Origin of the sequence: Pseudomonas nitroreducens, assembly GCF_010994165.1 — a bacterium.
Classification (GTDB): Bacteria; Pseudomonadota; Gammaproteobacteria; order Pseudomonadales; family Pseudomonadaceae; genus Pseudomonas; species Pseudomonas nitroreducens.
Genome location: NZ_WMBX01000001.1, coordinates 292,082 through 306,215 on the forward strand (window position 1 = coordinate 292,082; position 14,134 = coordinate 306,215).

General features: G+C 65.8%; 5 protein-coding genes. 3 read left to right on the forward strand and 2 right to left on the reverse strand.

Features of this window, described 5'->3' with window-relative positions; all coding sequences use genetic code 11:
• Positions 1–75: 75 nt before the first annotated feature.
• Complete coding sequence (locus GJV37_RS01380; RefSeq protein WP_084359461.1) at positions 76–786, forward strand: Dps family protein; 711 nt, start codon at positions 76–78, stop codon at positions 784–786.
• 67 nt (positions 787–853) lie between these two features.
• Here GJV37_RS01380 and GJV37_RS01385 read toward each other — a convergent pair whose 3' ends face one another.
• Both GJV37_RS01385 and GJV37_RS01390 read right to left on the reverse strand, forming a co-directional pair.
• The gene (locus GJV37_RS01385; RefSeq protein WP_170860113.1) at positions 854–1,660 is read right to left on the reverse strand and encodes a PA3715 family protein; all 807 of its coding nucleotides are present in this window, start codon (positions 1,658–1,660) and stop codon (positions 854–856) included.
• 26 nt (positions 1,661–1,686) lie between these two features.
• Positions 1,687–2,922 carry a dienelactone hydrolase family protein gene (locus GJV37_RS01390; protein WP_024762871.1) on the reverse strand — a complete coding sequence of 412 codons (1,236 nt, stop codon included), beginning with the start codon at positions 2,920–2,922 and terminating at the stop codon, positions 1,687–1,689.
• A 396-nt stretch (positions 2,923–3,318) separates the two neighbouring features.
• Between GJV37_RS01390 and GJV37_RS01395 the strand changes: the two genes are divergently transcribed.
• A complete protein-coding gene (locus tag GJV37_RS01395; protein ID WP_193452103.1) occupies positions 3,319–5,052 on the forward strand; it encodes a ShlB/FhaC/HecB family hemolysin secretion/activation protein in 1,734 nt (577 codons plus the stop codon).
• Positions 5,053–5,065: 13 nt separating this feature from the next.
• A complete protein-coding gene (locus GJV37_RS01400) occupies positions 5,066–14,119 on the forward strand; it encodes a two-partner secretion domain-containing protein (protein WP_193452104.1) in 9,054 nt (3,017 codons plus the stop codon).
• Positions 14,120–14,134: the final 15 nt, after the last annotated feature.

Here is a 14,134-nt window from a genome sequence, read left to right on the forward strand (position 1 = left end):
AGACCGCGTAAGTCAGCCGCTCCCGCCTGGGTCGGCATCCACAGGTATCGTGATCTTTCGTAGAGGTGATTGGTGATGAAGAAATCCGCATCGGCTCCGAAGAAACCCGCAGCGGCCAAACCCGCCGCGAAGCCGGCTGCGAAAGCGGCCAGCAAACCTGCCGCAAAACCGGCCGCTGCCAAGCCGGCCGCCAAGGCCGCTGCCAGCAAACCCGCTGCTGCGAAGACGGCCGCTGCCAAGCCTGCCGCCGCAAAACCGGCTGCTGCCAAGGCCGTCCCGCGCCGTGCGCCCGCGCTGGCCACGCCGTCTGACCTGAGCAAGAACGCCACCCGCGATCTGTCTGCGGCGCTCAATCGCCTGCTGGCGGATGTCTTCGCGCTCTACCTGAAGACCAAGAACTTCCACTGGCACGTGAGCGGTCCGCACTTCCGCGACTACCACCTGCTGCTGGATGACCACGCCACCGAGATCTTCGCGATGACCGACGCGATTGCCGAGCGCAACCGCAAGATCGGCGGCAACACCATCCGCTCCATCGGCCACATCGCGCGCCTCAAGCGCATCCTCGACAACGATGCCGAGTTCGTGCAGCCGCTGGACATGCTGGCCGAGTTGCAGGAGGACAACAAATCGCTGACCTCCTACATGCGCGAGGTCCATGGCCTGTGCGACGAGTACCACGACATCGCCACTGCCAGCCTGATCGAGAACTGGATCGACGAGACCGAGCAGCGCACCTGGTTCCTCTTCGAGACCAGCCGCCGTGGTGATAACACCGGACACTGATCGGTACGACAAGATATACCAAGGCCGCCTTCGGGCGGCCTTGGTATTTGTAGGAGCGCGCTTGCTCCTACAGTGCCGGCTGGCTCTGCCAGAAGGTGGAACATTCCTCGAACGGATAGCGCTCGCCGTCGAAGCTGACGGTCTTGCGCACAACTCTTGAGGCGCCGACATTCTCACCCGCCGATTCGCGCTGCACCTTCGAGGTGACGATCAGGTCGGCATAGCCGTGATGGACTTCCTGGCCCATCGACAGGGTGAGTTGCGAGCGTTCGATGACCGTGCGCTGATCACTGCAAGTCTGGCCCTCCAACGTCGTCCACTGCCGCAGGTAGGTGCGGAAGACTTCCTTGAGCTTGGCGCCCTGCGGCGCGTAGAGGCTGAAGTCGTCGTAGGACCAGGCGTCCGGGCAGCTCGCGCCGCGCGCCACGCTGCCAATGACCAGGCCGAAACCGCGCACATCCGGCGCCAGGCGATAGCGGGCGGTGTCGAGCCACAGGCTGGAGCTGTCGATCTCCACCATGGCGTCCTCGCCGATGCTGTCGTCGACGCGCGTCACCAGCTTGCCGCTGGCCGTGTCGAACTGGCCGACCAGCAGGTTCAGGTTGCGCTCGCCGGGCTCGGTCTTGTCGTCCGCCGTGCTGTAGGCGACTGCGACCACCTCGAGCTTCGGATCATCCGGCCAGGCCTTGCAGGCGGCAGCGACCACCGGCGTTGCCGCAGCGGACTCCGGTGCCTGCCAGCCCTGCTGGCCGAGCAGCCCGGCCAGGGTCTGCAGGGTGGCGTCGTCGCAGGGCTGTGCGGTGCGCTCCGCTGCGCCAACGCTACCGGCAAGTACCAGCAGCGCGGCGCAGATCCATTTCCCTATGGGGTACATCAGTGGCTCCTTGTGCGAGCGGAGGATCAGCGACCGTCGCTGTCCTTCCACTTGTTCATCAGGGTGTTGGAAACCAGGCTCTCGTCGAGCAGCTTCTTCGCCGTCTCCACGCCGGCCACCGGCAGGCCGGCAGGGTCGAGCAGGCCGATCTGCACCAGCACGCTGGCCTGGTCCCAGTAGATGTGTTCGTGGCACAGCTTGTCGCCGCGGAAGCGGATCACGCCGAGCATGGGGATCTCCACGTACTTGCCGGTGGGCGGCACGCCGGGAAGCATCCAGTCGATCTCGGTGGAGTGGGTGAAGCACATGACGAATTCGTCCACCACCTGCAGCGCGCCGACGGTGCGGGAGATCGGCACCAGTTTCATGTCCGGCGGATTGCCGTGGACGAAGTGGTTGCGGTAGAAGCGCGCCAGTTCGTCCTGGCCGACGCCGCCAGTCATGGTGGGGATATGGTTGACGTAAGGCTGGGCGACCATGGTTGCCATGGTCGCGGGCACGTCGCGGGCCGCGAATTCGTGGTGGATGTGGTCTTCCCAGAGTTTCGACAGGTCGAAGTCCGGGCCGATCTCGCGCTTGAGCGCGCCGATGCTGCGCTCGTGGGCCATCAGCGCGGCGGGCTTGTCGAAGTGCATGCCGTTGGGGCGGGCGAAGGCGTGGTCGACGCCGGGGTAGCTGTAGATCTCCGCCTTCGGCAGTTTGCCCAGCACCTCGCCGATGGCTGCGCGGGCGTTGGCGTCGCAATACACGTCCTGCTCGGCGAAGTGCAGCACGAGGCGACCCCGGATATTCTGCGCCTCGTCCAGCAGGTGCTCGATGCCCATGCCGTAGTAGCCCACCGAGCAGGCCGCGTCGGTGCGCGCGGCGGTGAGGTAGGCGAGCTTGCCGCCCAGGCAGAAGCCGACGTAGCCGATGCCGCGATCTTCGACTTCCGGCAGTGCGCGCAGGGCGTCCATGGCGGCCGCGATGTCGTCCACGCCCTTGTCCACGTCGAAGCGTTGGAACAGGTCGATGGCCTGGCCGAACTCGGCCTCGCTGTAGCCCAGCTCGAGGTTGGGCTGCAGGCGCCAGAACAGGTCGGGTACCAGGGCGACGTAGCCTTCCTCGGCGTAGCTGTCGGCGATGCTGCGCATGTTGGCGTTGACGCCGAAGATCTCCTGGCCGATCACCACGCCGGGGCCACGCCCGCTGGCCGGTACCGCGAGATAACCGCTGAAGCTGCCGCTGCCGTCACGCGCGGCGATGCTGATGCTCTTGCCCATGGTCCACTCCTGTCTGGCTCGTTGTTGTTCTGTCGGACGGGATTATTCCGGTATTCACCGGCATCGGAAAGACCGGTGCTCCCGCATCAAAGGTGTCTCAAAAATACGACACTTGCCGTATGTGCCGCCGCCACCGCCCTCCCTAAGCTGATCCCACCCAAAGGACGCAGTTCGAAGGATCATGGAGAGACCCAGGGCATGGTCGAGTCGTCGTGCCCGCTGATGGCAGCCGTCGTGGCTGTCTCCCTTTCGATCTCCTGAGCGCCGTTGCCACGGCAGCCTTCTCCTCGTCCCCCAGCCCCCCGTCGTACCGGGCATCTGTCTGCTCGGCGTCTTGCGGTGGGCGTTCCCAAACCGAGGAGAGGTTCGACGATGTCCCTGCCAGGATGTGCATCCATGATCGGTAGCGCGCTGCGCACGATCGGCCGCTGTTCCCTTCTGCTGTTCGCCGCATTGTGGCCCGGCGCTGGCAATGCCGCCGGGCCGGGTGCGGTAATCGAGAACGCGGTGCGCCAGGCCGACCGCCTGCAACGCGACTCGATCGAACGCCTGCAGCAGCAACAGCAACAGGACCGCAGTTCCGCAGAGCCACCCACGCACCTGCAGGTTCCGGCCGGCAAGGCGCGGGAGCTGCCCGAAGGCCCCTGCCGGGATATCCGCTCTATCGAGGTACGCGGTGCGAAGCTGATCCGCCCCTCTAGCGTCGACCTGCTGGTGCAGCCCTACCAAGGCAAGTGTCTGGGCGTGCGGGAGATCGAGCAGGTGCTGTCGGCCATTACCGCGGCGTATATCGCCAAGGGCTATGTGGCGGCGCGGGCTTACCTGCCGGCGCAGGATCTTTCCGGCGGTACGCTGACGGTGGACGTGGAGGAGGGCCGGGTCGAGACGATCCGCGTGGAGGACGGCGGCGCCGGCTCCATCTCAGTGCCCAACGTCGCGCCCGGGGTGGTCGGCAAGCCGCTGAACCTGCGCGATCTCGAACAGGCGCTGGACCAGATCAACCGTCTGCCTTCCAACGACGCGGTGATGGACATCGCGCCGGGCAGTGCGCCGGGTGACAGTGTGGTGCTGTTCAGCAACCATCCCATGCGACCGGCACGACTGAACCTCACCTACGACAACTATGGCCAGGATTCCACCGGGCAGAACCAGGCCGGCGCCAACCTGGCATTGGACAACCCGCTGGGCTTCAACGACTTCCTCAGCCTCACCCATCGGCGTGCCGTGCCCTATGACGCTGGCAGCCGCGCGTCGTACCTGAGCAACCTGAGCTACGTGGTGCCTTTCGGCTACGCCACGGTCAGTTTCAATGCCTCCGACACCCATTACGCCAGCCACATCCGTACGGCCGGCGGCACTCGGTTGCGCACCAGCGGCGATTCCAGTTTCTACTCGCTGCGGACCGACTACGTGGCCTGGCGTGGCCGGCAATCACTGTGGAACCTGTCGGCGACGCTGACCCGCAAGGACTTCAAGAACTACCTGGAAGACATCTACCTGGACGTCAGCAGTCGCAAGCTGACCGTGCTGGACCTGGATTCGTCCTTCACCACCCAGTTGCTCGGCGGCTCGTTCACCGTAAACGCTGGGGTTTCCCGTGGCCTGAAACTGTTCGATGCGCTGGATGACCCGTCCGGCCTGCCGGACTACGCGCCCCGTGCGCAGTACACCGCGTTCAAGTACGGCGCCAACTGGTTCCGGCCGTTCCTGATGCTCGGCCAGTCGTGGAGCTTCACCTCGCAGTTCACCGGGCAGAAGGCGCAGGACGTGCTCTACGGCTCCGAGCAGATACTCGTCGGCAGCCTCTATAGCGTGCGCGGCTTCGAGGACCAGAGCCTGTCGGGCGACAACGGCTGGTTCCTGCGCAACCAACTCAACCTGCACCGCAGCTTCGCCCTGCGCCAGGGCCTGGCCGGACAGATCCGGCCCTATGTCGCGCTGGACCACGGCAAGGTGTGGAACCGCGAGCCCGGCCTGCCGCAAGGCAAGCTGACCGGCGCGGCGCTGGGCGTCAGCACCACCCTGGGGGTGTTCAACCTCGATGTCTTCCACGCCTGGCCTCTCGAGAAGCCGGATTTTCTCGATCGCCCCAGCGATTCCACCTACTTCAGCGCCAGCCTGAGTTTCTGAGGAAGCAGCCGTCATGAACCACGTCTATCGAGTGATCTGGAGTTTGTGCCGCAACGCCTTCGTCGTCGCCTCGGAGCACGCCTGCTCCCAGGGTAAGCGCGGCGCGGCCGGTGCGGGGAGCGCAGGGGCGGGCGGGAAGATCGGGGTGTTCGTGCTGGGCAGCCTGTCCGCCGCGCTCTACGCGCAGTCGGCGCTGGCCGGCGGGGTGCAGATTGCCGATGGCAACACCCAGGCCTACCGAGCCGGCAACGGTGTGCAGGTCATCGACATCGCTGCCGGCAATGCCGCCGGTGTCTCGCACAACCGCTACATCCAGTACAACATCGACCCCAGCGGCCAGGTGCTCAACAACAACTCGGCGAAGACGGGCACGGGAGCCCTGCAGTCGCAGCTGGCAGGCCAGGTGATGCCGAACCTCAACCTGAACGATCAGGCGCGGGTCATCCTCAACGAGGTGGTGGCGAATAATCGTTCGAGCCTGCAAGGCTACGCCGAAGTGCTCGGCGGCAAGGCCGACGTGATCATTGCCAACCCATACGGCATCACCTGCGCCGGCTGTGGTTTCATCAACAGTGACCGCGCGACTCTCACCACTGGCCAGCCGGTGCTGGGCGCGGACGGTTCGGTGAGCGGCTTCCAGGTCAACCGTGGCGATATCCTGGTCACCGGCAAGGGCCTGGATGGCCAGCGCCAGGACGTGCTCGACCTGGTGGCGCGCAACGTGCTGATCGATGGCCAGGTGAACGGCAAGGATGTCGGCATCGTCGCCGGCAGCAACCGCTTCAACTATGCCGATCGCTCCGTCAACGCCCTGGCGGCGGACGGCGACAAACCGGCCTACGCCATCGACTCCACGGCGCTGGGCGGCATGTACGCCAACCGCATCCGCCTGCTCGCGACCGAAGATGGCGTTGGCGTGCGCATGCGCGGCGAGGCGGCCAGCTCCAGTGACTTCACCCTGAGCGCTTCCGGGCGGATCGAGCTGAACGGGCGGGTTGGCGCCGCGCAGAACCTGGCGGTGAAGTACACCGGCAGCCAGGTCGATGGCGGCGCTCTGCAACTCAATGGCAGCAACGCCGAACTCAGCGCCAAGGGCGATATCGGACTCGATGCGGGCGTCGGTGGTGTCAGCCTGAACGCTGGCAAGCTGACCGCCGAGCGCGACCTTGGCGTGAGCGCTGCCAGCCTGCTGGACAGCTCCGCGGGCCAGAGTCGCTTCGCCGCCCGTAACCTGCGCCTGAGTATCAGCGGCAATGCGGCGGTGGACGGTTCCGCCTGGGGGGCTGGCGGCGCATCGACCCTGCGTTTCGGCAGCCTGCAGGTGGGGGCCAGCGGCGCGAGCCTGTATGCCGGCAGCGGTCTTGATCTGCGCGGCCGCGGTGATGTGAACCTGGACACGGCGACACTGAGCGCCGGGACCCGTGCACAATTGGCATCGGAAACCGGCAGCCTGCGCAGCGCCGGCCAGGTGAAGGCGCAGAGTGGCCTGAGCCTGGAAGCGGCCGGGCAGTTGGAGAACGCCGGGCAACTGCTCAGCGGCGGCGATCTCGATGTACAGGGCGCCGGTTTGAGCAACAGCGGCACCGTGCAGGCGGCGGGTGCGCTGCGGTTGGGTGCTGCCGGGCGCGAGTTGAAGCTGGACAACCAAGCGAGCGGCCAACTGCTGGGCGATACCCTGGCGATCCAGGCCGGCGTACTGACCAATGCCGGCACGCTGCAGGCGACGCACGGCAGCCAGATCAACGCGCGAAGCCTGGACAATCGTGGGCAGATCCTCGGCTCAACGGTGGCTGGCAAGGACACGCAGATTCGCCTGAGTGGCGCGCTGGCCAACCAGGGGACTGTGCAGTCGGCCGGCGCGTTGCGCATCGACGCCGATGGGGTGCTCGGCAACCGCGGCAAACTGCTGGCGCTCGATAGCGCGCATGGTGGTAGCAATGGCGCGCTGGACGTGAGCGCACAGCGAATCGACAACAGCGGTGTGCTGGATGGAGGCGGTGACTTGCGAGCTACCGCTCGCTCGGCTGCGGCCGACAGCTTCGTCAACAATGGCACGCTGCAAAGCGCCGGCGACCTGCACCTGGACGTGGGGGGCGCATTGAGCAACGGCGCCGGCGCCCAGGTCATCGCGGATGGCGCGCTGAGCGTGACCTCGGCCCTGGGCGATTTCAGCCTGGGCAACCTGGGGCTGCTGCAAGGACGCACGGGGCTGGCGCTGGGCGAGCTGAATCGCCGCGTTGCCCTGTTCAACAACGGCCAGGTGCTGACCGGCGGGCGTCTCGTGCTCGCGGGCTCAACACTGGAGAACCGTGGCGCGATCCAGGCGGGGAGCGGTACGCAAATCACGGCGGGCAGCCTGCTCAATGCGGGAGCGGGCAAGCTGCTGGCGTCCACCGTGGCGGGCAGCCAGGACAACTTCAACCTGGGCAGCTTCGACAACCAGGGCCAACTGCAATCGGCCGGCAGCCTGAGCATCACCAGCAGCGACGCGCTGAAGAACAGCGGTACGCTGTGGGCCCAGTACGCCTCGGGCAGCCTGCTGTTGCAGGGCGGTGCGCTGAACAACAGCGGCAACATCGAAGGCGCAGGCGCCACGTCATTGCTCAGCAGGGGGCTGCTGAGCAACAGCGGGCAGGTGCACAGTGCGGGCGACTTGGCGCTGAGCACTCAGGGCGATGTGAGCAATACCGGCAAGTTGTTGGGGGACCGTAACCTCAGCCTCGATACCGCCACGACGGCCAACCTCACCAATACCGGGCGTATCCAGGCGACCGGCAGCCTGCGCATCGGCGACAACGCCGCACGGTTTGCCGCGCTGAACAACAGCCTTTCCGGCGTATTGCTGGCCGGCAATGCGCTGAACCTGTACGGCCGCTCCTTGGACAACCAGGGCAAGGTCAGCACGGCGGGTACGATTGCCGCGCAGCTGGACTGGTTGACCAACGGAGCGGCGAGCAACTACAACGCGGCCATCGTCGCCGGCGGCTCCACCGGCGACAGCCAGTTCACGATAGGCACCCTGCTGAACAACTACGGTGCCATTCACGCCAACGCCAACCTCAATCTGAACGCCGGCACTATCAACAACTACAACACGGGTGGGCTGTCGTCCCTGGGCGAGCTTGACGTGAGAGCTTCCAGCGGCGCGATCGACAACTACGGGGCGCTGTATGCCAGACAGTGGTTGTGGTTGAACGCCACCGAGAACGGTGTATACAACCGCGTCGGCGCGACTATCGACAGTAGTGGCGGGATGACCAGCAACAGCTACGACTTCGTCAACAACAGCTCGGTGGTGGCGCTGGGCAACATCACCATCAATACCCTCCGTAGCTTCACGAACGAAACCACGCTGGCCAGCGGGCAATCCATCAGCAAGGCGCTGGGTGGCGCAGAGGAGATTCGTAACCGCAACTCGTGGCAGATTGCCAACGAGGGCAGTCTCGACAAGGGGATAAACGCCTGGGTCTACGAAGAAGACTTCACCCGGCGTGAGTATCTGGTGGGCATCACCGAGAGCGCGCTTCGGGCATTGCCCAAGGCGGGCATCATTGCCACCGGTTCCGGATCCCGGCTGAGCGTCAACTACGGTGGTTCCGGCCTCAACAAGATCGCTGTGCTCTCGGCAAGCAACGTGTCGATTGGCGGCACGGGGACGTTCACCAACGAGGACTTGATCCTCTATTCATTCGACTACACCCGTCGCTGGATTCGAGTTGACGATGAGAAGTCGTCGGCGGATGACCACTTCGTCACCTGGGCCAGGATCAACCCCAATCGCGATGGCTGGGACGGTGACCCGGATGACGATGACAACGACATGTGGGATTGGAACCCCGGTTGGGGGTGGGCTCGCAGCGAGGAGATGTCCGGTGGCAGCTTCCCTGCGGAGCTGGAACGCTGGGCCCAGCAGGCATCCATCGCCGGGGCCGTGCGCAAAGGAACTCCGACCAACCTGGGTGGCTTCGGTGCCGGGATCTTTGCGAGCGATTTTCGCTTCACCTCGGGCACATTGAACAACGCCGGTTCTCCCTATGCTGGCGACCCTACCAGGGCTGCCCAGAGCGGTCTGATCTCTGGTTCCGTCAAGACTCGCAGCAGCGCGGGGGAGGGCAGTACAGTGGCCAGCGGTGTCAGTTCGCTGGGCGCCATCGATGCAGCCGGGCGCGTGGGTATCGTCGCCGGAGGCCCGTTGTCCTTCGCCTCCCTGGACCTGCGCCTGCCCAGCAATCCCAACGGCTACTTTGTGATCAGCCGCGAGCCAGGCGCGGGCTTCCTGATCGAAACCAACCCGCTATTCGCCGTTGGCTCCGCTTACCTGGGCTCGGATTACCTGGCGCGACTTTACGGATACGACACCGACACCCTGCAGAAACGCCTGGGCGATGCCGACTACGAGGCCTACCTGATCCGCCAGCAGCTGATCCAGCAGATCGGCAGCAACGTGATCCACGGCTACGCCAACGAAGCTGAGCAGATGAAGCAGATGATGGATCAGGCCTATGCCCAGAGCGGGGCGCTGGGTCTGGAATTCGGCAAACCGTTGACAACCGAGCAGGCCGCTTCGCTGACCCAGGACATCGTCTGGATGGAGGAAGTCCAGGTGGGTGGCCAGAAGGTGCTGGCGCCGCGTGTCTATCTTGCCGCGAACACCATCGCGTCGGTCGCCACGGGGGCCGTGATTGCCGCCAATGACATCACTATCGGTGGCTCCGGTCTGAACAACACCGGCGGCACCATTGCTGGCAGCAACCGCCTGACGGTAAATACCAGCGGCGATATCAGCAACACCAGCGGCACCCTGCGCGGCGGCGACGTAAGCCTGGCGTCCAGTCAGGGCAGCATTCGCAATCAGACTCTGGCCGAGCAGAATGGCGATAGCCATACCGCATCGACGAGCATCGGCAACACGGCAAGCATCGAGTCGACCGGCAACCTGGCGATGAATGCCGGCAAGGACCTCACCGTTACCGGCGGCAACGTGGCCGCCCAGGGCAATGCGACACTCACCGCCGGCGAGAATGTCACCTTCGACACCATCGTCAGCCATACGACCACCACCACTGGCTACGTCGCGCCGGAGCACAGCGGCGGCAACGCCTGGGGATCGCAGACCACTACCGGCGATCAACACATCGGCTCTACGCTGAGCAGCGGCGGCAAGCTGGCGATCAGCAGCGGCGGGGATACCACCATTGCCGGCTCGACGGTCGGCGCGGGCGGTGATCTGGCCGTGAAGACCGGCGGTGACTTCAGCGTCGAGGCACGCCAGGATACGCGTTCCACCCAGACCAGCAGTCACGTATCCGGACTGGGTGTCGGCGGTGGGCTCGCGGGCAGCGAAACTATTACCACTGACGACTTCAAAGGCACCAACGCCGGCTCCGGCATCACCGTCGGCGGCAATGCCAGCGTGGACTCCAAGGGCAGCATGGCCCTGCAGGGTTCGTCGATGAAGGTCGCAGGTGATGCCGACATCGATGCCAGCAAGGGCATCAATGTACTCGATGGGCTGGACGAGGAGCGCCACAGCAAGACGACCGAGACTACGACCTTCCTCAAGGTGGGCGGCGCCGGCAACGCTTCGTCCAGCTCAGGCAGCGGCGCTCACGCTGGAGCCGAAGGTCGCAAGGCGTCGGCTGGTGCCGAGGCGACGGCCGACGCGCAGGCCTCCGGCAACGGCGACCTGAAGTTCTCCGAGCGCACCACCACCACCAGCAACTCCGGCTCGCGGACCAGCGTCGGTTCGACGCTGCAGGTAGGCGGCGACCTGCGTGCCAACACCGACGGTACGCTCAAGGTGCAAGGCTCGACGGTGCAGTCCGGTGGCGACATGACCCTGAATGCCGGAAACACCGAAGTGCTTGCTGGCCGTAACGAAACCTGGAGCAACACCAGCACCTCCCGCGAGTCAACCGGCATCTTCAGCGACGGCAGCGCGCAGGCGGGCGCCCAGGCCAGCGCCGAAGCCCAGGCCGGCGTACCCGCTGGCGCCAAGACCGGCGCACAGGCCGCAGCGTCGGCCAGCGCCGAGGGTACGGCAACCATCGGTGTGCGTACCGAGCACGACAGCAGTTCGGATTATTCCCTGCGCAACATCGGCTCGACGCTCAAGGCCGGCGGCGACCTGAATCTGAGCAGCCAGGGCAACGCCACCTTCGTCGGGGCGAATGTGGTGTCCGGCGGCGATATCAACATCGCTGCGAAGAACATCGACAACCGCGCTGCACAGGACATCGACGAACATTCCAGCGACCATTCCTCGCAAACGGCTGGCGTCTACTTTGGTGGTGATGCCAGCGCCCAGGCCTCCGCTGGCGCCCATGGCAAGGTGGGTAGCACCGGCGCCGGCGCCAAGGCCGAAGCCAGCGTTGGCGGTGAAGCCAACGGCAGCGCCGGGCTGCGTTACCAGCGCGAAGACAGCAGCGAAACCAGCGGTTCGGTGAGGCAGGTGACCTCCAGCTTCAAGGCCGGCGGCACGCTCACCCGCACCGCCACGGGCACCCTTACCGATCAGGGAACCCAGCTGGAGGCAGGCGGTGACATCCACCAATCGGCGCGGGAAATCCGTGATGTGGCGGTGAGCGACAGCCAGTACAGCAGCAACGACGGCAGCCACCACGAGGCGCGGGTTGGTGTCGGTGCGAGCGCCGGAGCAGAAGCCGCCGCCGGTGCCAATCACAAGGGCGAAACTCAAGCCGGCGCGGGTGCCAGCGCAGGGGTGGGTATACGCGCCAGCTATGACGGTGGCAGCGAAAGCGCCGAACAGCGCGATACCCAGGCGGTGACGACTCGCTACAAGGCCGGCGGCAACATCAACTCCAGCTCCAGCGGCACCACCCGACTGATTGGTGCGCAGATGCAGGCCGGGGGCGACGTCAACCTGCAGGCCGGCACGCTGGACTACCAGGCTGCCCGTGACACCAGCAGCAGCGAGAGCCATTCGCAGAGCACCAATGCCGAGCTCAAGGTGGATGTGGTGGGCAAGGCCGGCGGCGAGATGACCGCCGGGCACAGCCAGTCGCAGTCCAGCTCAAGCAGCAGCACGGCGCAGGTCGGTGGTATCAGCGCGGGAGGCAACCTAAACATCCGCACCCGGGGCGATACCACCCTGGAGGGCACCCAACTGGCGGCCGGCAACGGCGCAAGCATCGATGCCGGCGGCAACGTCAACTTCAAGGCGGCCCACGACACCGCCGAGAGCCAGTCCAGCTCCACCAGCGTCGAGGTCGGCGGCAGCACGGAGCGGGCGGGCAGTTCCTCGGTCAGCGGTGGCTTCACCCACGATGAGTCCAACGACCGGAGCGATCTGGCACGCGGCGGCAGCATCCAGGCCGGTAATGGCGGAATCAGTATCCGCAGCGGCGGCGACAGCAATTTCGAGGGCGCTCGCCTGAGCACCGGCGGGGATACCGAAATTGCTGCGGGCGGCAACGTTCGTCTGGGGGCCACCAGCGGCACCGAGACCGGCGAGGGCAAGCGCCTGGAGGTGTCCGGAGGCCTGCAAACCAACGCGGCCGGCAGCAAGAAGAAGGGCAGCCTGGGCGCCGGCGAGTCGACTACCGACCGCGCGGCGTCCAGCGGTACTCTGATCCAGTCGGGCGGCAGCACGCGAGTCGCCGGCGGCACCGTGGTGGACCAGCAGGCGAGCATAGAGTCCGGCCAGGGCACGCAGATCAGCGGGACGCTGGTGAAGGTCGGTGCCGACAGCCATGACAACAGCGACGAGCGTCAGCTCAACCTGAAGATGAACCAGGACCCGAAGGACAAACCGGCCTCGGGCGCTTCGGCTCAACCCCAGGCTGCCGCGCGACTTCAGGCCCCCGGTGGCACCACCACCGCTGACGCGGCGATGCTCAAGTCGCTGGCCCAGAGCGCGCCCGCGCAGGTTGCCGGCGCTGGGACGGACGCGGCGAGGGTGACGCCGGTGGACATCAATGCGCTGCTTGAGCAAGCCCCGCCGCAATTGATTGAGGACCTCGTGAAGGCCAAGCAGCAGATCGAGGCGGAGAATGCTGCCTTCATCGCGCAGAAGCAGCAAATGACCGGTACAGGAGAGTCTGAGGCCGCTAGTCCCGCCCAGCTCGCGGCGCTGGAACAGCACATGAACGACTTGATTGGGCAGTTGGAGGGGCCTGCCAAGGGCAAGCTGGATACCGCACAGTTGAATACGCTCATCGAGCAGGCAAAGCAGAAACAGAGTGGCACGCCGGACCTGACCCAAAGTCGCCCGCTGGAGCAGCCGGGAGATGCGGGCGCGCGCGAGCAGGCGCAGAAGGCGAAGGAGGCTGCCTTGAAAGCACAGGCCAGTGCTGCCGCTGATGCGAAGAGCGAGCAACTGAAGAAACTTCAGGCGCAGAAGGAGGCGGCGCTCAAGGCAGCACAGCAGACCGCCGGCAAGCCCGCCGAGAGTGCGGCTTCCGCATCGCCAGCTGCACCCGCCAGCGGGGCGCAGACCGATCCGGGAACGGTGGCGGGACTGCCAGCCCGCACCAGCACTGCGGTCAGTGACGCCCATCAGCAGTACCAGGACGCCATGAATGAGGCCAACGGCCTCGTCCAGCAGATCAAAGACGGGGCGAACCCTCAGCAGACCCAGGCTGTCGAGCAGATACAGCAGCTCATCGCTCGCTTGTCGAGCTCCGCCAGTCAGCCGGACAACGCGGCGCAATTCGCGCAGATACAGGCGCAGATTGATTCGCTGATCAAGAGCCTGGGCGCCGCTTCGGCCAACGACGGTGCGGGCATGCGAGATGTGGGGGGCACAGGGGCGACCGCGGGGAAGACACTCTCCCCCGCTGCGCTGGATCAACTGCCACTGTTACTGCAGACATTGGGGGCTCAGCTTAATGCCGAACGTGTCGCTCGGGCACAATCGAAGCAGGAATCGACGGAGCAAACCATGCAGCAGGGCATGAGTGCGGCTACAGCCGTTCAGGAAAAAATGGCACAGCAGATGCAACGGGCCATCGGGGCTGGCGCTGCGCAGGTTGCCGCAGGCGCCGCAGCATCCGGAGCGGCCACCAAGGCGGCGGGCAGCGCGAAGCCGGCAGTACTCAAGCCTTGAGTTGACACCCGCGCG

Excerpts from the sequence above, each read along its gene's own strand:
- GJV37_RS01380 (WP_084359461.1), top strand. The coding sequence starts at position 76 with ATGAAGAAATCCGCATCGGCTCCGAAGAAACCCGCAGCGGCCAAACCC.
- GJV37_RS01385 (WP_170860113.1), bottom strand. The coding sequence starts at position 1,660 with ATGTACCCCATAGGGAAATGGATCTGCGCCGCGCTGCTGGTACTTGCC.
- GJV37_RS01390 (WP_024762871.1), bottom strand. The coding sequence starts at position 2,922 with ATGGGCAAGAGCATCAGCATCGCCGCGCGTGACGGCAGCGGCAGCTTC.
- GJV37_RS01395 (WP_193452103.1), top strand. The coding sequence starts at position 3,319 with ATGATCGGTAGCGCGCTGCGCACGATCGGCCGCTGTTCCCTTCTGCTG.
- GJV37_RS01400 (WP_193452104.1), top strand. The coding sequence starts at position 5,066 with ATGAACCACGTCTATCGAGTGATCTGGAGTTTGTGCCGCAACGCCTTC.